We start from the raw sequence: 21,609 nt of genomic DNA, 5'->3' as shown, positions 1-21,609 counted from the left end.
AGACCGAACGACGCTGCCGCGCGCGGGATCCGAAGCAAACAACCGAGTTCGCGTGGGAGCCTTTTCAGAGATTTAACGCGACCGGTACAACCTCACTCGTTCGGGCCGAGAGTTTCCACGACGACCTGCGCAACGGCCTTCATCGTGGTACGGCGATCCATCGCGGCGCGCTGAATCCACTTGAACGCCTCGGGTTCCGACAGCTGCTGCTTCTCCATCAGCAGGCCCTTCGCCCGCTCGACGAGCTTGCGGGTCTCCAGGCGATCCTGCATGGAGACGACCTCGTTCTCGAGGGTCCGCAGTTCCTGATAGCGACTGACCGCCACCTCGATGGCCGGCACCAGGTCGGCCTTCGTGAACGGTTTGACCAGGTAGGCCATCGCACCCGCCTCGCGGGCCTTCTCGATGAACTCCCGCTGACTGAACGCGGTCAGCATGACCACCGGGGCGAGCCGCTTGCGTGCGATCTCACTCGCCGCATCGATACCGTCACGGACGGGCATCTTCACGTCCATGATCACCAGGTCCGGGCCGAGCTTCTCGGTGAGCTCCACGGCGATCTGTCCGTTGGGGGCCTCACCGACGACGTCGTAACCCTCCTCCCGGAGCATCTCGATGAGGTCCAGCCGGATCAGTGAGTCGTCCTCGGCGACCAGGACCTTGTGAGTTGTCTCCTGAACGTTCGGCGAAGCCGCAGCACCGTCCACCACCGTCACCATCCCCTCCTCCACATCGAGTGTTGACCTGCACGGACGCGCAGAGCCGCACCCGATGCCACCAACGGGTGCTGTGGGAAGGGTACCGGGTGGATCACCGATTGGCCGATCATCTAGACTGGCTAGCTGCAGCCCTCCGCAGGGCCGCGTGCCCTCGTAGCCCAATTGGCAGAGGCAACGGATTCAAAACCCGTCCAGTGTGAGTTCGAGTCTCACCGAGGGCACCATAAAACCCCTGTTCAGCAGGGGTTTTCTACTGTCTGGGCGTCGCCCAAACGGCGTCAACCCGGCTTTAGCCCGGCCAGCGCCGGTAGTTCGACACGCACGAACGCCAAATCTGCCGAATGTCGCCGAACTCATGAGATTCTGTAGGGCTGCCCGCCACATATGGCAGCCACCAAAAGTGTGATGCCGAACGATGAGCAAGGTCGACAAGATGAATAACGGCGTGACCGAAGACGAAAGTCCGGAAACCCGCAAGTGGGTTGAGTGGCTCGAAAGACTGACAACCAGCGTGAACCAGGATAAAAGCGACAGCGCAATGCAACTGTGCGAAAACGCGATGGAATCGTGGCAGACCGACCTATCGTCTGAGAACAAGCCACTACCCGGAGGCCCGGGCGCTTTGATCGTTGTCGAAGCAATGCAGGCTCTTGTGCAGGCAGCTGCCAACGTCGGGTTCGACTACGTTAATACGCCTGATGAGCGCGACAGACTTACACACGATGCTGTACAGCAAGAACTCCGAGCCGAGCTTTCACAGATCCTCGAGGAAAGCCGAGCTTGGATGACGGAGGGAGCGCCAACGGCTGAGGAAATAAGTGCCCGGATCGAATCGGCGAAACATAACGTCGAGCGCATACAGGACGATGGCAAAGAACAGCTCGACAAGGATGCAGCCGACGATGCCGCAGCAGCGGCCGATCCATACGGGGCAGTCTTGGGATACGTCGACCCGAACGTTGACGCCGCCATAATTTTCACGAAGGTCTGCTCGTTCACTAAAGACGAAGACTCGCGGTACAGGCACGCACACGAGCGACTCCGCAGGATGATCGACAGCGAGCTGCTACAGCATATGTCAGACGAGCGCGACAGATTCTGCGACGTGCTTATTGAGACACTTACCGATATCACTGAAAGGCGGGTTTCACTAAGCGATCAAGATGCTTTTGACGAACGCCGCCGAAGGGTGCGCTCCGCCTTGATCGCCTTCACCAGCGCCGTACATAGCCACAAAGATCAATCGATACGCGCTGTCCGAGAGCAGTTTGGACGGAAGACCCCAGAAGAGCAGCAGGTCCTCAGCCTGTTCAACAGCTTGCTTGATTCATCGTTTGATTACCGATGGTTAGTGAAGATGCGCGACGCGCTTCTTCACGGCGACATCAATGCCTTCAAGATTAACCTGAATGCTCGACTGGAGGGAGATAGTGAGGCAAACGTGTTGATGGACCGAAATTACATGTTGCAGTTCACGAGGGAAGCCCGCGAGAAGTGGTTGAAACGCGATGAACTGGAAGCGAAGACTTCTGACCCAAGTGTGCTCGATATGATTAAGGCGGTTCAGGATCCAATTTGCGAATTACAGGACAAGCTGGATGCGATTCTATACCCAAATGTCGCCGAGGACACAGCAACTGTCAGAGAGCTGATTCAACATTTCAAAGGGCGACGGGGCCTCTACGCATTACAGTCGGGGCCGGGCTTCACAAGGCGCCTGCGCGTTCCCCCGTACTCTTTCTTGGCACCTCGGGTTCTGGCGTTCGCCGACACCTACACAGACGGATCTGGGCATGAATCTTAACTCCGCGCGGGGTTACCGTCCGAATAGCTGGATCACGTTCGACGGCTCTGATTCGGCTGCGACGCTTTCCGGCGCGGTCGGCTCGGGCAGGTTGTTGAGCGCGCCTCCATCCTCGCTCGGTATCCAGTCGCCGTAGGTGTCCAGCGTCAGGCTGTAGTGCGCGTGACCGAGCCATTGCGACACCTGCATGAAGTGGACCCCGGCCGAGAGCTGCATGGTGGCGAACGTGTGGCGGCTGTAGTCGTGCAGCCTGACGCCTCGCTGGGCGGGCTAGCCGTTACGGGCGGGGCAACTCACCGGCAAACCGCTCTCAACCAGCGCCAGAGCCAGGATCGTCTCGAACCATGTCCCCAACTCGGGCGGCTGCGACCAGTCCAGCTCGGCCACGGTGTGCTTACCCTTCACCCGGCGTCCGCCGTTCTTCCTCGACGGCCACAACGGCGCTGTCGGCTCTTCAGCGCGGGGATGCTCGGCAACGTAGGCGCGCATCCGTTGAGCAAGCCTGTGCGGCAACGGCACCGAACGACGCGACTTGCGACTCTTGGGTGTGCTCGTCACCCACGCCCCGCCTCTCCGGTCCTTGGTTCGGCGAACATGTACGACGCATCGCGTCGGCTGGCCAGGGCGCGTGGTGAACTCCAAGTCTTGGATCTCCAACCCGGCGCATTCGGCCTTGCGCAGTCCCGAATACGGCAAGAAGTACGCCAGCAACTCGTGGACCGGGTAACGCTCCCCCACGATCCGCGCCGTCGACGCGATCTGCTCGGCGGTCAGCGGGTGATGCTGGAACGCTTCGCGGTCACCTACGGCGTGCCCGGTTCTGAAATCCACCTGCTCGGTCGGGCTGACAGGGATAGCGCCGTGGCGTGTGGCGGACTTGAGGACGGCCCGCAGCGCGAGCCAAGCGTGCTTGACGGTCTTCGGGGCAAGGTGGCGCGCTGCCAGGTCGGCGAGAAAGCGCTCGCAGTCCCGCGGGCTGAGACTGGCAACAGCCAGACCGCCGAATCGCTCCAACGAGTAGCGCCGCAACACCTTCTCATAGTCGTCGAGGGTGCGCTGCTTCAACCGGCCCTGAGCGACCTTGGCCTGTTGACTCTCGATCCATGCCTGCGCGTAGTAACCGAAGGGTAGATCGCCGGCCTTCCTCTGCTCGGCCAGGGCGTAGGTGCCGGTATTCGTATGCCGAGCCAGATTCAGTTCGTCGCGACGGGCCTCGTCGTCTTCGCGAGTGCCGAAGGATTCCTGTCGGCTGCGCATCTTCGTCTTGCCGTTCTCGTGCACCGGCAACCCGTAGTCGTCGCGCACCGGCTCCCGCCACACCACTTCGTAGCGTTTGACGGCGCGGCCTTTCCGCTTCTGGCTGGTCTCGTGAGCGCGGATGTATGCCATTACGCGGCCTCTTTCGTTTGTTCGATGGACTTGCAGATACGGCGGACGGTGGAGGCCTGCCAGGTGGGACGGCCCGCTGGGCTGAGTTCGCCTGCTTCGGTGAGTTCGGCGGCGATAGCGCCGAAGCTGAGGCCCTGTTCGCGCATCCCGACGATGCGGCGAGCCACGACGGTGGACACGAGGCGCGGCCTTCCGAGCGTGACGCCTTGGGCCTTCTTCGCTGCGAGCGCTGCCTTGGTGCGCTCTCCGATGAGGCGGCGCTCGAACTGGGCGAACGTGGCGAGCATGTTGGCCATCGCTTCGCAGCTGGCTGTGGTGGTGTCGACCTGGACGTCGAGCATGATCAGCGACCATCGCTGTGTGCGGGCGCGCTCCATGATCTCGGCCGCGTGGACAACGCTACGAGCCAGCCGATCCAGCTTGGTCACCACGAGCCCGTCAGCGAGGCCCGCCGACAACTGGTCCAGAGCGCTGCGGAGGCCGGGATTGACCTGCGAACCGGACAGCCCCTCGTCCCGAAGGATGGTCAGTTCCCAGCCTCGGCGCTCGGCTTCGGCGTGAAGCGCTGCCTCCTGAGCCTGAATGCCAAGGCGGCTGTCGGCCTGCTCTTCTGTGCTCACACGTACGTACCCGATCATGACTTTCGCTTCGCTCATTTCCGTTGTCTCCCTTAGTCGTTGAGGCTCTAACGTCCGTTTGCGCCTTACGCCTCAGCCTACTTTCGAGTGCCATAGATCACAATTCAACGAAGGGTCTGAACCGTTGTCCGACAGAGCAATTGGCTCGTTTTGCCGTTGAGATAGGGCGTGAGGTGCGCGGGTGCCGTACCGGCGTCGTTAGGCCGTCGACGGCGACGTCAGCGGGGCGGGACACCCCTCGCCGTGGGTGGCGCTGGCCTATGGCGCGGGCGGGCGCTGGTCCGGAGCGCGCAACTGTTCGAGGGCGTCTCCCATCGGTAGCAGCTTCCTCGGCACCCGAGGCCCAACCACCGGAGACGACGACTCAGCCGGCGCGGACACCGGCGCGGCGTCGTCTTCCTCGTCGCGCGCTTCGGCAGCCAGGGCGCGGTCGTCGGCGCTCTTCACCGCGACAATCTCGTCGTACACCCATCGCGGGTATCCCTTTGGCGCGTACGACTTTCCGTAGTCGCCAGTGAATCTGTCGGGTCGTCCCGAATTCGTTCTGCCCGAACGCTTTCCGCGCCTACTCGTCATCGTCCCAATCCCCTTCTGCTCGAACGCTTTCCACGCCCAATTTCGTAGTGATCCGTCTCGCGCGAGACCTTGCGTCTCTCTCCACGATGTGCTCCAAATCAGGCCGTTTGGCCGCCGGTTTGTACTAACCTTTGACTCAACGACAATTCCCTGTTGGCCTCGACTCGTTGTTGCTGTCGATTCGAACACGGTCGGCCTGCACTCTGGTGAGTACGGAGTCCGTGCGCCCCTCTCGATTCCTGCGGCCCGTATCCGCGATCGGTGATGTGCGTTGACCCATGCACCCATGCTGGGCATAGGTAGCGCCCACCACCCCGGCCCGGCACCCGTGCCACCCCACCACCCATGCGCCCCCTACGGGGGCTGGCATGGGTGGGTTGGGGTGTGGCCCTGCACCCATGCGGCATGGGTCCAGCATGGGTCGGCATGGGTACGGTTTTCCGGCCTCTCGACACGTCATCACGCCTCTTCCTCGACGGTCTCAACAAAGCCTTTCGGGCGAGTTCGGCCACGGCGAATCTTGTCGGGCTTGCCTGCAGAGCCGGGCTCAATGACCAGATAGCCCCGAGCCACGCCCCGGTCGATCGCCTTGATCGTGTTCGCGTGCCCGATCCCGGTGTCGGCCTCTTTCAGCTTCTGCTTCGACACCCATGCGTCAGCACTATCCTTGCCTGCGAGCATCTTCCAGGCGGGCACGCGATCTTCAGATCGTCGTGGACTTGCCGGTCGGCCACCTTGCCGCCGCTGTTCTCATCTACTCGCAGCGTTCGGGTGGCGCGGTCGTAGGTCAGGTTCAGCCGGTCCACCACGTCGATACGCCCCACTCCCGACAGATAGCGTCGGTCGTCGGGCGGGAAGTCGCCCGGTTTGCCGCCGTGCTCGTAGGACAAGATCACTTCGGGATCACCCTCGATGGCCGACGATCCACGAGCCCGAGCCCTCATCCCCTCCACGCCATGACCGGCGTGATGGATAACGAACGCCGCACGACACCCGGCCTCTTTCATGATCTCTCGCAGCGCCGCCCAAAACGGATTGACGTCCTCTGCCTTGTCCTCGTTTCCGCGAATGATCTTTGAGAACGGGTCAAGAACCCAGAACTTCACGTCGTCAGGTCGACGCCCAGCTCGTCACGGGCGAAACGGATTACGGCCTCCACGCCGACAAGCGTCGGCTGTTCGGACCACACCCGATTCGCGGGCTGCCGATACGGGTCTCGGGGCGGTTGCTGAGGAGCGCCTGCCGGTCGGGCCGGGGCGACTCGTGCTGCGTGGGACATGATTGAGCCTTTCAGGATCTGACGAGGGCTCTGCTCGGTTGGTGAGGCGGCCATCGCTTGCCGCCGTACGTCACGTGCGCAGATATCTCTGGGTCAAATCCCGTAGCTCGCTCAAGAAACCCGATGTGCGCGCTCCACCGCAGTCAAACTGCGAGGCTCCTACACGGATTAGCTTTCGGGGTAACGCCACCACTTGGCCGGTGTGCAACCAACCCTACAGCATTGCGCACCAATTGCCAAGCGCCGCGCATCCCATAGTCGTTGGTGCGCAACAGAATCCGGGCATACAGGGTAGGTTCGGCTCTCATTTGGCCGCTGAGGCGTTTTCGGAGCCGCCCCGTCACTCAGGCACCCCAACGGCGCGGCAGAAAAGTGATGAGAGTGGTTCGTGTGAAGGACGTAGTTCAGCAGATTGCCGGTGCGCTACTGAGTGAGAGTGCCGCCGATCGTCTTCTGAGCAGCCTTGCAGGCGGTCTCGCCCGGTCCTCCGCTGTCGCCATCCGGGCACTCCACGATCCAGTTCGCGTCAGAGACATATGCGGACTTGGCCGGACCCCGACGAATGCTATTCCCGGCCGTCTTGGCCTGCAGAGCGCTCTGAGGTTGCACGGGCGCACCGAACGTGAACGCGTAGACGTAGATACCTCCGCCGGTCGCCGGTCCGGTCCTGCATTTCGCGGCCGACTCAATGAACTCGGTCTGTGCGGGCATGACCTGCTCGTCGGTGCAGTGAAAACCCTTGCCCGTCAGGTCTGCGATCAAGTCCAGGGCGATCGGCCATTCGGCGCTACCGACGGACGGCGCAGCCGCAACCGACGACGAGCCTGCCGACGGCTGCTGGTCGTCACTGCATCCAGCACTCGCCAGCACCAGGAGTCCAACACCGACGGTGGTGAGTAATGCGCGTTTCATGGGTGTCGTCTTGTTCACTTAGTTGGTTCGACAGATATCTAACACCACCAGCCGATACGATGATTACACTCTGGACGGTTACAGTCGGGACGTATGGACTAGGGCGCCATGCCCGCCGACGCCAAACCGCCCCACAACGCCACCCTCGCGGCGTTTGGTGAGCGCGTGCGCGCACGGCGGCATGAGCTCGGTTGGAGCCAGGAAGTCGCCGCCGATCACATCGGCATTCACTGGACGCATCTCGGCCAGGTAGAGCGCGGCCAACGCAGTTCCCGCATCGAGAACGTCTTGAAGATCGCCGCCGGTCTGGATACGACACCAGGGCGCTTGCTGGACGGCTTACCGTCCGAATAGACGAACCGTGTTATGTCCCCTCGGAGTGTCCGGGGCCGACGCTATCGTCAGGGGATGACCAGCGATCCAGACGACGACGTTACTGTCGAGGAAGTCTACAAATCTCCGTTCGTTATCGAGATGGACCGGCGCAAGGCGCACATCGAAGCCTTGCCAGGCGCACGATTCAAGGAAGACCTGGAAGCACTGAATCGTGCCTCCTATGTGTTCGGTACTAACGGTCAGGAGCTTGCCGCGCACGTCTGGAGATTCGTTAACTCGCAGATGAATGTGCAGAATCTCGACCACCAGTACATGAACGAACTGGTGCGTCTTCTTCACAACTACCTAACGTCTGTCTCATCGCTCATCGACGCGCAACGCGTCGTCGTGCGGCATTGCTGGCCGGACGAGAAAGACCCTGAAAGGGTTGCTTTCCAAGCAGAATATGACAAACAACGCACGGGCACGTTCGAGACTGACGAAGCTGCCTTTGTAACCAAGCTGCGGAACTATTGCACTCACTATGCGATACCCCTCCCTGGCCTCGGCACGAGTATCAGTCACTCCTGGGGTGGCCCTGTAATTCAGGTGAATACGCTCCAACTTGATCGGGATAGACTCCTTCGATGGAGCGGATGGGGAGGTTCCGCAAAGAGCTATCTCGGAGCCCAGCCTGACAAGTTCGACCTCGCCCCGATCATCGAGCGCTATATGACTGCAACTCGTACGTTCTACGAGTGGTTCTGGAACGAGGTAAACGAACGCAACCGCTCAATCCGCGACGAGTTGCAAGAGAAAGCAAAAGAGCTGTTCCTCTGGCATCAAGAATGCAATTACATGCCCGATTGGTTCCACGAGGGTCGGGAATCTGGCCCACCAGGCTGGAGTGCCGCCCGAGACCTCGCGCATCTACGAGCTGAGCGTTTCGCCTACGGAACTCGCGGGTACGTCACGCATACCGTGACGCGGGATGGTGTGATCGAAATGCGAGAGGACCCCTGGTGGCCCTTCCCGGATCGCGTGTAGCGAGCGAGAACCCCGCCTCACCGGTCCAGGACAGGTCGGTGAGACGGGGTCTCTTGAGGACGCCCCCGGCTTGGGGGTCGGGGACGTCCTCGGCACGGGCGGGACAAGTCGACCGCGGTGCCAGGAGACGGACAAGTCGACGTCTCCTTCTAGCGGGAGAGCCGAGGCTCCCGCTAGTTCTCGGCGGGTTGGGCGTTCAACCCACCTGCTGGGTGGCCGCGCTGCGGCCTGTCTGGGGTGGCTCAGCTCTCGGTGAGCCGTGTTGCGGGGTGCGCCGGGTGCCGTGGGGTAGGTAGCGGCATCTCAACGCTTCAACCGGGTTCCGGACGGCGATCGGTACCGAATTTTCATGGTGCCGAGGCTCTTGCCCATCTTGTATCCGGCCGCTGTCGTCATCACGCCGTAGACCGCTGCGCTCGCCGTGGAGGCCTTGACGGCCCTCGGTGCTGGGACCATCGCCCCTACGGCCGCGCCCGCGAGAGCAGCCCGACGAACCGTGCGCTTACGCTGCGCCTTGGCCGACCGACGAGCCGCCGCGACCTCGGTAACGCCGTCCTCCGCACGCCGTAAGGCGGCCTCGGCTTCATCGAGGGCGCTGATCACCCGCTTGCCGGGTGTCGCCGCGAAGCGCCCTCGGCTATCGCGGCGGATGTAGTCGCGCGCCTTCATGATGGCCCCGGTTGATTGCGGAGTGCTCGGCGCTGCGCCAGTTCGTCGGCCAGGGCGGTGAGCCCGTCGGCGGTCTTCGCGTCGACCTTGGGAGCCTTACCGTGATACCGACCACCTTCGCTCGGTGGCGCGTATTCGAGGCCCTGGGGCACCAAACCGGCACCCCAGGACATCTCCGACTCGAACTCGGACTTGGCCGACATGTCGGCAGCTACTCCCAGTTCCACGACGGTGGGGTGTACGCGCCCGACGCCTTGACCTGCACGATGCACGCTGCGCCTCGGTACCGGACGCCCGAACCAAACGAGCGTTGGAAGAAGCTGTCCTGCAGCGGGTAGCGCTGGTCCTTGCCCGGGATCATGCGCAATCCCCGATACGCGGCGTTGGCGTGTTGCCGGAATGCGACCGGGTTGACGCCGCTGTTCGCCCCGCCCGTTGCGACGACGGCGATGTAGCCCTGCGGGAGGAAGTACGACGGGATCACCCACGCCGGACCGTATGAGCCGTTCACCTCCAGCCCGGACCACTCGGCGGGCGCGATCTGACCGACCACCGTCTCGCTCGTGAGGTACGGGATGGAGCTGTTCGACGGGATGAAATCGTACTTGGAGACAATTCCGTTGGTGGTCTGCCCCGCCCTGAACTGCGCGATAACCTCGGACTCCAGGGGGTGGCACAGCACAATCAGCCGCGAAGCGCCGTCGATGCCGAAGCCCTTGGACGTGACCTGATTGATCGCGTCGGTGAGGTCGCCGGGATCGAGCGCGGCATTGCCGCTGACGAGATAGTGGCTCGTGTTCGACGTGAAGTCTTGCCCCGCGAACGACGGTGGGGTGATTCCGTCCGTGCCTGTGTAGAGGCCGTAGCAGGTCTGGCCCATCTCGTTGAGGACCGGCGCAGGGTCGAACAGCCGCCGCAACAGCGTCCCGGTGATGAGTCGGTTGTCGGATTCCATCGCGCGGTTGACGAGGTCGTAGACCTGCTCGGCGGTGGCGCTACGGAGGAACTTCCAGGTCGCCCGCGTGGCCAGATCCCAGTCGCGCCAGTTGTAGCCGACTATCAGCGCGTCCGGAGCAGTCGAAATGCCTTGCTGCTCAACGTATTACGATTCTTTCTCGAAATGATCGCCGCCGATGGTCTGCGGGATAGTGTCACCGATGGCGATGGTCGGGTAGCTGATCAGCGTGGCCAGGTCGGTGCGCTTCCGATTCCAGGCCGACATGACCTGATTCGCCTCGTCCCAAATGACGTTGAGATCAACGCCGTCGGCCGTCTTGTTGACGAGGACGTCGCCGTGGGTGCTGTAGCCGCGAGCGTTGTCGCCGCCGAACGCGAAGAACTGCGCCGGGGCGGGGTGAGTGGTGGACATGCTGTGAAAACTCCGATTCGGTAGTAGATGAAAGCGAGAAATCCGCGACGTCTGGTCGACGGAAGTCCGGCCCTACCGAACTGAGATGTGAAGTTGTCGGCGGAAATCTGATCACGCCGTAGAACTTGCGGACGCTCACCAAACGAACCGCGAGCCGGTGCCGGGTACTACCCAGCGATGCCGTACTGCCCGCCACCCTATGCCCCGCCCACCGCTCGCCGCTACCCCGGCAACACCCCGGCGCTCGCGGGTAATCGAGCGGTGATCCAGCGGTAGCCGCCAGTGAGCAATGGGTAGCGATTCATGCGGCCCCACCTGCGTCGATACCAAATAGTCAGCCGCATTTGCGCTCGTCGTTAAGTCACCCAAAACGCACACCGCAGGTTTTCAAAACCCGTCCAGTGTGAGTTCGAGTCTCACCGAGGGCACCACGAAACACCTGTTCAGCAGGGGTTTTCTGCTATCGGAGTGGCATCCAGACCGAAGGTGCGGGACCGGATACGCCGGTCGAGGTCACCGACTCCCGATCGTGAACGGCCACCACGCGAGAACCGATCAGTCGAAGACGCGATCGTCCTGAAGGAACTCCACGAGTATCCCGTCCGGGTCGGTGATGAAGAAGTACCGCACGCCGGTACGCCCCTCTGTGATGGCGGTCGAGGCAGGACACAGACCGCGCCGGGTGAAGTCACGCAACGTCAGCTCGACGGAATCTACTTGCAGACCAAAGTGTTTCACGCCGATCTCGGGCAGATCGGTGACCAGATCGCGAGCCGCATCCGGCAGCGGTTCCGATGCGGCGAAGGTGAACAACTCCAGGATCATCCCGTCGAGGCGCAGGTGGGACACCGACATGGACGCATCGGGAGCGTCGTAACGCATCACTTCCCGAAAGCCGAACTGTGCGTAGAACCGGGCCGACCTCTCGATCGATGCCACGCTGATCGCCACATGGTGCACGGAGAATCTCATCCGGCAACTATCCCCGCCCGGAAACGCAACCGACAAACTCCCATTGCAGGGCGTAGGGGAGTAAGGAAGCCGCGGCCCCGCGGACGGCGGCGCCGACGGCTCCGCCTGGAAGTCACGACGGTGAAGAACCACGCACCATCCCCATCCGGCCCACACGCATAGATGTGTCGTCGGTCACTATCCAGCAACCTCTCAGGACCAATTCAGGAACCTGTGGGTAATCTCGCCGTGTCCTTGCCGATACCGAACTGTTACGAAACGAACGGACCCAGCCGTGCCTCGACACCGACTGACTGCCCAGACGCCGACACGCTTCTCGATCGACACGGAGCAACGCCCAGGATCGCGCGGCCAACACCGGGCCGTCACATCCACGCCCATCCGCGCCCAGGCCGGCGCCCTCGCGGTCTTCGCCGGCGCGATCGGACTTGCTGCTGGTGGCGCCGCCAGCGCGAACGCGCATCCGACGTCGACCCCGCCGGTCCCGGCCCTGCCGTCGAACATCACGCTGCCTGAGAACGTCGCGCTGCCCTCGAACCTGAAGCTGCCCCCACAGCTCGACGAGCTGACACGTGATCTGCTGCGCCCGAACCTCTCGGTGCCGGGCAGGAAGCAGGCTATGAAGCCGACCAACGGCACCGTGACCTCGGGTTACGGCTCGCGCTGGGGCACCCACCACTACGGCGTCGACATCGCCGCCAAGATCGGTACGCCGGTGTATGCCGTCACCGACGGAGTGGTCCTCGAATCCGGTCCGGCGTCGGGTTTCGGCCAGTGGATCCGGGTCAGCCAGGACGATGGCACCACCGGCGTCTTCGGCCATGTCGACCAGAGCTTCGTCCACGCCGGCCAGCACGTGCAGGCGGGTCAGCAGATCGGCACCGTCGGCAATCGCGGCGAGTCGACCGGCCCGCACCTTCACTATGAGGTCTGGGACAAGAGCGGCAGCAAGATCAATCCGCAGGTGTGGCTGAACAAGCGCGGCGTCCATCCGTGACGATGGGCCCAGCGGGCTACCTGTCATCCACGAATCCGAGCTCGCCGATTCGCCAGAGTCACTCCTTGCACGACATGAGCGTCAGCGGCGATCCGAAGTCACATACCGACAGAACAACCCGGTAGCCCCAGGTCACGCGTCGAGCACCCCGGCCTGCTGTCACTGCCTACTGGTCGCGGTGGGGCGCACCACATAGGTGACCCGGTCGGCGACGTCGCCAGGCGGTCCTTCCATGGTCAGCCCGTACCGTTCGGCCAGTGCGGCGAACATCGCCCCCGACGAATCGTCGTCGATGCGTTCGACGACTCCACGCACCTCCAGATACCGGTAGGGCTGATCGGGGTCGTTCACCGAGATCGCCACCGCGGGATGGGCGGTCACATTCACATACTTCTGGCGTGTCCTGGTGTTGGTGAAGTACAGGTACTCACCGTCCCAGGTGAACCACATCGGATTGACTTGCGGTGTGCCGTCGGGTCGGATGGTGGCCAGATGGGCATACAGTGGCCGTTCCAGCAGATCGCGATGACTGGCCGGTATGGTGGTCATGTTCTTCTTTCTGTTGTGGTGCACTGCTATTCGCGTCCTGAGGAGATCCAGGTGGGGTCGGAGGCGATGTTGCGGTCGCCGGCGACCAGACCCGCGACGGTGTCGAGCTCCGCGATCGCGGCGTCGTCGAGGGTCAGGTCCACCGCGGCCGCGTTCTCCTGGAGTCGTGTGGTGGAGCGGGTTCCGGGAATGGGCACGGCGCCCACCCCCAGCCGACGTCCCGCGGCGTACAGCCACGCGAGCGCCACCTGGGCGTTGGTCGCGCCCACCCGCTGCGCCACGTCGGTGACGACGGCCACTGCGCGCTGGTTGGCATCCCAGTTGTCACCGATCCGGGCGGTCTGACCGCGAAGGTCGGAATCGATCTGTTCACGGGTCAGGGTTCCGGTGAGGAAGCCCCGACCGAGGGGCGAGTAGGGCACGAAGCCGACACCCAGTTCGGCAGCGGCCGGTACGACGTTGGTCTCGACATCGCGTGACCACAGACTCCACTCGCTCTGCACCGCAGCGATGGGGTGAACCTGCTGTGCGGCAGCAAGTTCCGATGCCGTCACCTCTGACAGCCCCAGGTGGCGTACCTTGCCCGCGCTCACCAGGTCGGCCATCGCGCCGACGGTGTCGGTGATCGGCACCTCGGGATCGCGGCGGTGCATGTAGTACAGGTCGATCACGTCGGTCCCGAGGCGTCGCAGCGATGCTTCACAGGCGCTGCGCACATACTCCGCGTCACCGCGTGTACGTCGGGTCCCGAAGCCGCCGCCGGCACCGATCCGGCCGGTGATGCCGAACTTCGTCGCGACGGTGATCTCGGCGCGGCGGGTCGCGAGGAGACGACCGACCAGTTCCTCGTTGGTCCCGGCGGGACCGTCTACCCCCGGCGGCGGTGTGCCGTAGACGTCGGCGGTGTCGATTAAGCCGATCCCGGCATCGACGGCGGCGTGCAGAACCGCCAACGCGGTGTCGTCGTCGGTGCCGCCGTACACGTGTGTCAGCGACATCCCGCCGAAGCCGAGGGCAGAGGTCGTCAGACCGTCACCCAACTCGATTGTCCGCATGTATCACTTTCTCTCTGTTGATTGTTCGCCGGTCCACCGCTGCTCGGCCAGCTCGTCGGGATCCTCGATCACCTGCTCTGTGCAGTCGAGCCCGGCGTCGATGAGTCGCCGGTAGTGGGCGATCTTCTCGTCGACGGCGGCCAGGCCATCGGCGAGTTCGCGGATGCGGGACTCGATCTCCTCCCGGTGGTCCTCCAGAAGCCGCATCCGCCGCCCGTGCGTCCGGGCCCCCTGCCCCACCATGGTCACGAAGTCGCGCATGTGGGCCACCGACATCCCGGTCTGGCGCAACCGGACCAGGAGCTCGATCATGCGGATGGTCGCGTCGTCGTAGCGACGCACCCCCGCCGCGGTCCGTGGCACCGTCGGGATCACGCCCTCGGATTCGTACCAGCGCAGGGTGTCACGCGAGAGCCCGGTTCGCGCCGACACCTCTGCGATGGACTGGTCATCGGAACTGGTCATGGAGCCACGGTAGGCCTTCGAGCGCACTCGAACGCAACACTGCCGACCCGACAGATCGCAGATCACCGCCGCCGCACACACCGCTCCCCTGCACGCCCGTCACCTGACCGTCGAGCGCCGCGTCAGGCGCCGGCCGATCGTCGGCGAGCCCCCGGCGGGCCGAACGAATCGGGGTCGGCGCGTCGCCAGTCGTCGACCCAGGTCTCCGGCGGGTCAACGGTGAGCTCGTCGTGACCGAGCCACTCGTAGATCTCGGCGAAGGAACGCTGCTCGGTGCTCGAGATCCGTTTACGCAGCAGATGCGGGGAGAGCTGCGACGGATCGTCGATGCCCATCGACGCCAGGATCCGCATGGCCTGATCGACCGTGGCCCGCTGATATCGATAGACGCGTTCGCTCTTGTCGGGGACGTCGAGGGCCCGGGCACGTCGCGGGTCCTGGGTGGCCACACCCACCGGGCAGCGATTGGTGTGACACCGCTGCGACTGAATGCAGCCCACCGCCATCATCATCGCCCGGGCGGCATTGGTGTAGTCGGCGCCCTGGATGAGGCGTTTGACGATGTCGTTGCCGGAGGCCACCTTCCCGCTCGCCCCGATCCGGATCCGGTCCCGCAGGCCGGTGCCGACCAGGGCGTTGTGCACGGTCATCAGACCATCGGTCAGGGGCAGGCCCACGTGATCCTCGAATTCCAGTGGGGCGGCGGCTGTTCCGCCCTCGGCACCGTCGACGATGATGAAATCCGGGGTGATCTGTTCGATCAGCATCGCCTTGCAGATGGCCAACAGGTCGACCCGGGAGCCGACGCACAGTTTGAACCCGACGGGTTTACCGTCCGCCAGCTCACGCAGATTCGCGATGAACCGGATCAGCTCCCGTGGTGTGGCGAACGCCGAGTGTGCCGCCGGGCTGACACACTTCTGCCCCTGCGGCACACCGCGATAGCGGGCGATCTCGGCACTGACCTTGGCCGCGGGCAACACTCCTCCGATGCCCGGCTTCGCCCCCTGGCTCAGTTTGAGCGAGACACACTTCACCAGGTCATTCGCAGCCTTGTCGGCGAACTGGGCGGCGTCGAAGCGGCCGTCGTCGGTGCGGGTGCCGAAATAGCCGGACCCGATCTCCCAGATCACGTCGGCGCCGCCGAGATGATACGGCGTCAGCCCGCCTTCTCCGGTGTCGTGCGCGAAACCGCCCTTGCGGGCGCCGTTGTTCAGCGCGCGCAACGCATTTCCCGACAACGCCCCGAAACTCATCGACGACACGTTCAACAGCGACATCGAGTACGGCCGACGACAGTCGGGACCACCCACCGGCACCCGGAACGGTTCGGGGGCCGGGTCGATCGGTGCGGTGGAGTGCACGAGGTATTCGTAGCCGGCGGCATCGATGTCACGCTCGGTCCCGAACGACAGCTCGGCGGCGGTCCCCTTGGCCCGCTCGTAGATGAGCGAGCGGACGTCGCGGTCGAACGGCCGGCCGTCGAAGTTGCGCTCGATGAAGTACTGCTGCAGTTCCGGCCGGATGTCCTCCAGCAGAAACCGGAAATGTCCGACGACGGGATAGTTGCGCAGGATCGAATGCCTGCGCTGGACGAGGTCGTAGACGCCGACAGCGGCCACCGCGGTCAAGACGACGGCGAGGACAATCCACCCCCACGGTCCGAGCACCGCGGCCACGATCGTCGCGATGGCGACCGCCACGAGAACCACCACAGCACCGATTCGGATCACCGGACCAACCTCTCGTTCGCGACAATGCGGACACCGGTCGCCGCGACGAGCGCGCAACAGTGTCCGACGGTCAGGGCTGCTGTCGGACAACGACATCAAGAGGCCTCAACCGTCACTCTACGCCCGCGGTCGCCGCGGTCCATCCGTGCCGGCAGGGGGTGTCCGGCCGGCCGCGGACGCCCTGACAGAATCGTGACGGGCATCGCAGCACGGACATGGTTGCGATGCAGCAGGCACGGCCCTGCCAGAGCAGAGGAGGCACAGCATCGACACCCACCGGCTGACCGTGAACTGTTCGATCCTGTTCACCGACCTTCCGCTGTTGCGCCGGCCGCAGGCGGCCCGCGATGCCGGATTCGGAGCTGTCGAGTTCTGGTGGCCGTTCGACTCCGGCGTCCCGTCCGAGAAGGACGTGACCGCCTTCGTCACTGCGATCGACGACGCCGGTGTTCGCCTGACGCACCTGAATCTGGCCGGTGGCGACCTCGCCGCCGGGCACCGCGGACTGCTCTCGCATCCACAGACCTCCCGCGAGTTCACCGACAGCGTCGACGTCGCGATCGGGATCGGCGGCCAACTGGGCACGGTGGGTTTCAATGCGCTCTACGGCAACCGGCTCGACGGCCTCGCCGTGGACGTCCAGGACGAGCTCGCCTCGGCGAACCTCGCCGTCGCCGCCCGGGCCGCCGCGAGTATCGGCGCCGACATCCTCATCGAACCGATCAGCGGGATACCGGCCTACCCGCTGACGCATGCCGCCGATGCGATCGCCGTCGGCGAACGCGTCCGCCGTGACCACCACGTCGACAACGTGAAACTGCTCGCCGACCTGTATCACCTGACGGTCAACGGTGACGACGTCGAGTGTGTACTCGTCGGATTCGCCGACCGGATCGGTCACGTCCAGATCGCCGACGCACCGGGCCGTGGTGAGCCGGGTACCGGGACACTGGATCTCGCCGCCCATCTCGCCACCCTCGACGCGCAGCGATACCCGGGGTGGATCAGCCTCGAACACCACGCCACCCGGCCCGACCCGTTCGACTGGATTCCGGGATTCCCGGCACCGTCCTCGACCGACCACTGATCGTTCCCACCGCAAAGGATTGCCATGGCCACAATCGCATTCATCGGACTCGGCGTCATGGGCAGCCCGATGTCGATCAACCTGGTACGCGCCGGACACACCGTGATCGGGTACAACCGGACCGCCTCGCGCACAGCCGATCTGGTGCACGCCGGAGGTACGGCGGCGGGCTCTGTTGCCGAGGCCGCCACGGGTGCCGACATCGTCATGCTGAACGTCCCCGATTCCGGCGATGTGGAACTGGTCCTCACCGCCGACGACGGTGTGTTCGCCCACGCCGCACCCGGCACGGTGATCGTCGACTTCTCCACCATCCGACCCGATGTCGCGATCCGGATGGCGGACCTGGCCCGCGCCCGCGACCTCGAGTTCCTCGACGCCCCGGTCTCCGGCGGCGAGGAGGGCGCGGTGGCCGGCTCCTTGTCGATCATGGTCGGCGGCTCCCCGGACGCCTTCGCGACCGTCGCACCGGTCCTCGACGCGGTCGGCGGGACCGTCGCGCACGTGGGCCCGAGTGGCAGCGGGCAGACGGTGAAGGCCGCCAACCAGCTGATCGTCGCAGCCAACATCCAAGCCCTGGCCGAGGCGATCGTCTTCCTCGAGGCCCACGACGTCGACACCTCGACGGCGGTCCGGGTCCTGGCCGGCGGACTGGCCGGGTCGGCGGTCCTCGATCACAAGGCGGCCCGGATGATCGCCCGCGACTTCGAGCCCGGAGGCCGGATCGATCTGCACCACAAGGACCTCGGGATCGTCACGGCCGCAGCACGCGAGGCCGGGGTGGTCGTCCCGGTCGGATCGCTGATGGCCACCCTGATGGCGTCGGCACGCGCCAACGGCGACGGCGGCCTCGACCACGGGGCCCTGTTCCGCGGCGTCGAGCGCCTGTCCGGCCGGTTCGACGGCTGACGTGCCCGCGTCATCAGGGGCCCGACCCGAACACCGCTCACCACAGTTGCCGTCGCGCGCGCTGCCCGCGCCGATGCCGATCCGGCTGCGGTATGCCCTCCTCGTCGTCCTGCTGGTCCTGTTCGTGACCGGATGGGGTGCCAATCATTTCGCGTCGATGATCCCCGTACTCAAGGCCGACGAGGGACTGTCGGCGACGGTCCTCACCGGGGCGTTCGGGATCTATGCGCTCGGACTGCTGCCCGGCCTGTTCGGTGGCGGCACGCTCTCGGACCGGACCGGTCGACGTCCGGTGGTGCTCTCCGGCGCCGCCGTGGCCGGACTGGGCAATCTGGCGATGGTCGTCTGGCATGACTCCACCGGCGTCCTGGCGGGCCGGCTGGTGGTGGGTCTGGGCGCCGGACTGGCGATCAGCGCCGGCACCGCCTGGGCCGGTGACCTGCGCGGGCGGTCGGGAGTGACATCGGCCGGTGTCGTCCTCACCACCGGATTCGCGCTGGGCCCGGTGATCACCGGTCTACTGGCCGAACTCGTCGCCCATCCGTTGCAGATCCCGTTCCTCGCCACCGGGATCGTCTCACTGGCGGCGGCTGCGATCGGTACGGTGCTGACCCCCGGCGGCCGCCCCCACCATGCGCATCCGAACGGGATGATCGACGACAACGAGCGGTCGGTGGGGGCTGCCTTGTCCTGGTCGGTCCCGATGGCGCTGTGGGTGTTCTCGTCGGTGACGGTCGTGGTGGTGGTGATGTCGGCACGGATCGGCGACGACGCCTGGGTGCCCGGACTCGCCGCCGCCGTGGCCCTGGGCACCGGGGTGATCATCCAGTTCGTCGTCCGGCAGGCGCATGCCGGCCCGATGGCCGGCGTCGTCGGCGCCGCATTGGCCGCGGTGGGTTTCCTCCTGTGCGCCGCTGGTGGCGCCCACCCCTCCATGGCGTTGTTCGTCGTCACCGCTGTGGTCCTCGGCCTCGCCTACGGGTTGTGTCTGCGCGATGGGCTGGTCGACGTCGAGACCAGGACACCACCTGCCCGCCGAGGCGCGGTGACCGGTGCGTTCTACGTCGCCTGCTACCTGGGTTTCGGGCTCCCGGTGCTCGTCACGACCCTCGCGCCGACCGTCGGCCTGACCACCCCGATGGTGGTGCTCGCCGCGGCGGCGATCGTCGCGTCGACGTCCCGGGCCGTGCGCCTTCGGCGACGATGATGCCCGCTCGATCCAGGCGCGTCCGCCCGTCTGTGGCAGACCACCGGCGGCCGACCTCGGTCGGCACGGCTGACGGACAGCACCGCTGGTCGATGCCACAGCAGTTGGGGCTCACAGGAATCGGACGGGGTCGGCCAGAGATCACACTCCGCACACGCACCGGCGGGGCCTATGGCATGCGGCCGCACCCCATACGCTCTTCGGCGCCTTCCTCCCGTTCGGGCAGTTCGCGCTCGGCGGTCTCGCCGTCCTGGTGCTGCCGGCGCCGGTCTTCGGCACCTCGAAGGAGGCCGGGTCGCTGCTGGCAGCTGTTCGAGGACGCGGGCGTCCCCGAACTGGTCGACATCGGACTGGGGCTGGCCACGATCAGCATGGTCACCGGCGTCGTGGGTGGTTCTGCCCACGTCCGCTGGGCGGTGCGCAATCCGCGAATCCCGCTCAAACGCAACGAACCCCTGCAGCCCGACGAGCAGTACGACGTCGACGACATCCACCTCCCCCCGGCAGACAAGCGGCCCCCCGCAGACTCCGGGCTCCATCCCACGACCATCGCCTTCGCACTGATCGGCGTGACGATCCTGTTGTCGGTGGGCATCCTGTGGGCCGCGCGCGCCGTCGTGTCCGCGCCCGGCTCCGACATCCTCGACAAGATGCCGCTGTTCCCGGTCGCCGTCATCGGTGGCTTCATCGTGCAGTGGCTGGTCACCAAGACCGGGCAGGCCCATCACGTGGACAAGCGTGCCGTGGAGGGGATCTCGTCGATCGCCCTCGACGTCCTGCTGGTGTGCGCCATCGGCACGATGTCGCTGGCGACGATCGGCTCCAACGTGCCCGCGATCGTCGTGTTCACGGTGATCGGCGTCGGGTGGAGCGTGGTCGCATTGATCGTGCTGGGCAGGCGGTTCCACCGCGACGACTGGTTCGAGCACGCCATCGCCGATTTCGGCCAGTCGCAGGGCAACGTGGCGACCGGTTTCGTCCTGGCCGACATGGTCGATCCGCAACGCCGCACGTCCACGGCGAACGCGTACGGCTACAAGCAGCTACCCTACGAACCCTTCCTCGGTGGCGGATTGATCACCGCTCTGTCGGTGCCGCTGATCGTCTCGATGGGGCTCGGGTTGTTCACCGCACTGAGTGCGGTGGCAGCGGTGCTCATCGGCGTATGGGGGATTCGGCGCAAGCCCACCCCGGCGGGCTGAGGACGACGCCTGCATCCCGGACATGCCAGGACCTTGCGGGCCTGGGACTTCCGATGTGACCCTGGGACTCCCGACGATCGGGGCCGGCGATCACTCCTGACTGAATTCTCGTAGGCGGGCCGCGTAGTCGGCGTTGAACGCGGCGAAGCGCGCTCGCAGCTGCTCCCCCGGCCAGTCCGTGGGCAGGAGCTCCGGAGGCAGGAGGGGATCGAGCTGAAGGTGCCGGAACACCTCCGCATTGGCGACGAATCCCGCGACCAGGGTGTCGGCATCGGCCATCACCGCGATCAGGCGCCACGCCTCGGCCGACCACGACGACAGGTCCCACAGGTCGGCGACAGGTGGGGTGTCGTCGCGAAACCGCCCGACGACGAACCTGCATGAGCCGGTGATGATCTCGTCGAGATCCTGGTCCAGATTGGCCGGCCTGGTCCACACCCCCTCACGCAACTCCGCGAACCGGGCCCGCAGCATCGCACGGCGAAACGCGAGCCGTTCCGATTGCGTCCGCGCGGTGGACACTAGTGGTGTGTCTCGCAAATAACCGTCCACATGTTGCGTACAATTCTCTGTATGAGTGGGCGAGCTGCGGCACCGTTGCCGTTGACCGATGGTGAGCGCGAGACGTTGGAGAGGTTGACCCGCAGCCAGCGGGTTCCGCATCAGCAGGTGCTGCAGGCCAGGGTGTTGTTGCTGGCCTCGGACGGGGTCGCCAG

At 65.0% G+C, this 21,609-nt stretch carries 25 protein-coding genes and 1 tRNA gene; 9 read left to right on the top strand and 17 right to left on the bottom strand.

Annotation, left to right across the window (positions count from 1 at the left end):
• Positions 1–92: 92 nt before the first annotated feature.
• A complete protein-coding gene (locus GD1_RS08665) occupies positions 93–719 on the bottom strand; it encodes an ANTAR domain-containing response regulator (protein ID WP_053777836.1) in 627 nt (208 codons plus the stop codon).
• A gap of 147 nt (positions 720–866) precedes the next feature.
• On the opposite strand from GD1_RS08665, the gene GD1_RS08660 reads away from it, so the two are divergent.
• A tRNA-Leu gene (locus GD1_RS08660) sits at positions 867–943 on the top strand.
• A gap of 191 nt (positions 944–1,134) precedes the next feature.
• Positions 1,135–2,523 carry a hypothetical protein gene (locus GD1_RS08655; RefSeq protein WP_157079421.1) on the top strand — a complete coding sequence of 463 codons (1,389 nt, stop codon included), beginning with the start codon at positions 1,135–1,137 and terminating at the stop codon, positions 2,521–2,523.
• A 12-nt stretch (positions 2,524–2,535) separates the two neighbouring features.
• On the opposite strand, the gene GD1_RS25420 is transcribed toward GD1_RS08655, so the two are convergent.
• The 6 genes from GD1_RS25420 to GD1_RS08625 all read right to left on the bottom strand — a co-directional run bounded on the left by GD1_RS25420 (position 2,536) and on the right by GD1_RS08625 (position 7,335).
• Positions 2,536–2,739, bottom strand: a complete 204-nt coding sequence (locus GD1_RS25420) for a hypothetical protein (protein WP_238403935.1) — start codon at positions 2,737–2,739, stop codon at positions 2,536–2,538.
• Positions 2,740–2,793: 54 nt separating this feature from the next.
• Positions 2,794–3,912, bottom strand: coding sequence for a tyrosine-type recombinase/integrase (locus tag GD1_RS08650; protein ID WP_238403938.1), 1,119 nt, complete (start codon positions 3,910–3,912; stop codon positions 2,794–2,796).
• Entirely contained in the window at positions 3,912–4,568 is a 657-nt protein-coding gene (locus tag GD1_RS08645; RefSeq protein ID WP_238403940.1) for a recombinase family protein, read from the bottom strand. Before GD1_RS08645 ends, GD1_RS08650 begins: the two co-directional genes overlap by 1 nt.
• A 1,017-nt stretch (positions 4,569–5,585) precedes the next feature.
• On the bottom strand, positions 5,586–5,774 hold the full coding sequence (locus tag GD1_RS08635) for a hypothetical protein (protein ID WP_059036729.1): 189 nt from the start codon (positions 5,772–5,774) through the stop codon (positions 5,586–5,588).
• Complete coding sequence (locus tag GD1_RS08630; RefSeq protein WP_059036728.1) at positions 5,756–6,232, bottom strand: AAA family ATPase; 477 nt, start codon at positions 6,230–6,232, stop codon at positions 5,756–5,758. The genes GD1_RS08635 and GD1_RS08630 overlap by 19 nt, the downstream gene beginning before the upstream one ends.
• Before the next feature lie 596 nt (positions 6,233–6,828).
• Positions 6,829–7,335 (bottom strand): hypothetical protein, encoded by a 507-nt coding sequence (locus GD1_RS08625; protein WP_157079420.1) that lies wholly within the window; start codon positions 7,333–7,335, stop codon positions 6,829–6,831.
• Positions 7,336–7,425: 90 nt separating this feature from the next.
• Here GD1_RS08625 and GD1_RS08620 point away from each other — a divergent pair, with 90 nt between their 5' ends.
• Positions 7,426–7,671: a helix-turn-helix domain-containing protein gene (locus tag GD1_RS08620; RefSeq protein WP_059036726.1), complete on the top strand. Its 246-nt coding sequence runs from the start codon at positions 7,426–7,428 to the stop codon at positions 7,669–7,671.
• A 54-nt stretch (positions 7,672–7,725) separates the two neighbouring features.
• Positions 7,726–8,679, top strand: a complete 954-nt coding sequence (locus GD1_RS08615) for a hypothetical protein (protein WP_059036725.1) — start codon at positions 7,726–7,728, stop codon at positions 8,677–8,679.
• A gap of 303 nt (positions 8,680–8,982) precedes the next feature.
• Here GD1_RS08615 and GD1_RS08610 read toward each other — a convergent pair whose 3' ends face one another.
• The 5 genes from GD1_RS08610 to GD1_RS08590 form a co-directional block, all read right to left on the bottom strand.
• Positions 8,983–9,348 (bottom strand): hypothetical protein, encoded by a 366-nt coding sequence (locus tag GD1_RS08610; RefSeq protein WP_059036724.1) that lies wholly within the window; start codon positions 9,346–9,348, stop codon positions 8,983–8,985.
• On the bottom strand, positions 9,345–9,575 hold the full coding sequence (locus tag GD1_RS08605; RefSeq protein ID WP_157079419.1) for a hypothetical protein: 231 nt from the start codon (positions 9,573–9,575) through the stop codon (positions 9,345–9,347). Before GD1_RS08605 ends, GD1_RS08610 begins: the two co-directional genes overlap by 4 nt.
• Complete coding sequence (locus tag GD1_RS25670; RefSeq protein ID WP_307190341.1) at positions 9,560–10,303, bottom strand: hypothetical protein; 744 nt, start codon at positions 10,301–10,303, stop codon at positions 9,560–9,562. The genes GD1_RS08605 and GD1_RS25670 overlap by 16 nt, the downstream gene beginning before the upstream one ends.
• A gap of 147 nt (positions 10,304–10,450) precedes the next feature.
• A complete protein-coding gene (locus GD1_RS25665) occupies positions 10,451–10,717 on the bottom strand; it encodes a hypothetical protein (RefSeq protein ID WP_307190340.1) in 267 nt (88 codons plus the stop codon).
• 555 nt (positions 10,718–11,272) lie between these two features.
• Entirely contained in the window at positions 11,273–11,689 is a 417-nt protein-coding gene (locus tag GD1_RS08590; protein ID WP_083533985.1) for a VOC family protein, read from the bottom strand.
• Between the two features lie 274 nt (positions 11,690–11,963).
• Between GD1_RS08590 and GD1_RS08585 the strand changes: the two genes are divergently transcribed.
• Positions 11,964–12,686: a M23 family metallopeptidase gene (locus GD1_RS08585; RefSeq protein ID WP_059036721.1), complete on the top strand. Its 723-nt coding sequence runs from the start codon at positions 11,964–11,966 to the stop codon at positions 12,684–12,686.
• Between the two features lie 159 nt (positions 12,687–12,845).
• Here the strand turns inward: GD1_RS08585 and GD1_RS08580 are convergent, their stop codons facing one another.
• The 4 genes from GD1_RS08580 to GD1_RS08565 all read right to left on the bottom strand — a co-directional run bounded on the left by GD1_RS08580 (position 12,846) and on the right by GD1_RS08565 (position 16,488).
• Positions 12,846–13,235 carry a PPOX class F420-dependent oxidoreductase gene (locus GD1_RS08580; RefSeq protein ID WP_059036720.1) on the bottom strand — a complete coding sequence of 130 codons (390 nt, stop codon included), beginning with the start codon at positions 13,233–13,235 and terminating at the stop codon, positions 12,846–12,848.
• Positions 13,236–13,261: 26 nt separating this feature from the next.
• Entirely contained in the window at positions 13,262–14,290 is a 1,029-nt protein-coding gene (locus GD1_RS08575; RefSeq protein WP_059036719.1) for an aldo/keto reductase, read from the bottom strand.
• 3 nt (positions 14,291–14,293) lie between these two features.
• Positions 14,294–14,755: a MerR family transcriptional regulator gene (locus GD1_RS08570; RefSeq protein WP_059036744.1), complete on the bottom strand. Its 462-nt coding sequence runs from the start codon at positions 14,753–14,755 to the stop codon at positions 14,294–14,296.
• Between the two features lie 122 nt (positions 14,756–14,877).
• Entirely contained in the window at positions 14,878–16,488 is a 1,611-nt protein-coding gene (locus GD1_RS08565) for an FMN-binding glutamate synthase family protein (RefSeq protein ID WP_059036718.1), read from the bottom strand.
• 265 nt (positions 16,489–16,753) lie between these two features.
• On the opposite strand from GD1_RS08565, the gene GD1_RS08560 reads away from it, so the two are divergent.
• From GD1_RS08560 to GD1_RS08545, 4 genes are all read left to right on the top strand, one after another.
• Positions 16,754–17,575, top strand: a complete 822-nt coding sequence (locus GD1_RS08560) for a hydroxypyruvate isomerase family protein (protein WP_059036717.1) — start codon at positions 16,754–16,756, stop codon at positions 17,573–17,575.
• Between the two features lie 18 nt (positions 17,576–17,593).
• Complete coding sequence (locus tag GD1_RS08555; protein ID WP_280513261.1) at positions 17,594–18,484, top strand: NAD(P)-dependent oxidoreductase; 891 nt, start codon at positions 17,594–17,596, stop codon at positions 18,482–18,484.
• Position 18,485: 1 nt separating this feature from the next.
• Entirely contained in the window at positions 18,486–19,691 is a 1,206-nt protein-coding gene (locus tag GD1_RS08550) for an MFS transporter (RefSeq protein ID WP_307190339.1), read from the top strand.
• A gap of 386 nt (positions 19,692–20,077) precedes the next feature.
• Entirely contained in the window at positions 20,078–20,893 is an 816-nt protein-coding gene (locus GD1_RS08545) for a sodium/glutamate symporter family protein (protein WP_307190338.1), read from the top strand.
• 90 nt (positions 20,894–20,983) lie between these two features.
• Here the strand turns inward: GD1_RS08545 and GD1_RS08540 are convergent, their stop codons facing one another.
• Positions 20,984–21,415 (bottom strand): PaaX family transcriptional regulator C-terminal domain-containing protein, encoded by a 432-nt coding sequence (locus GD1_RS08540; protein WP_059036715.1) that lies wholly within the window; start codon positions 21,413–21,415, stop codon positions 20,984–20,986.
• Positions 21,416–21,609: the final 194 nt, after the last annotated feature.

Origin of the sequence: Gordonia desulfuricans NBRC 100010, from assembly GCF_001485495.1 — a bacterium.
Taxonomy (GTDB): Bacteria; Actinomycetota; Actinomycetes; order Mycobacteriales; family Mycobacteriaceae; genus Gordonia; species Gordonia desulfuricans.
This window is presented reverse-complemented; position numbering and strand designations above follow the sequence as displayed.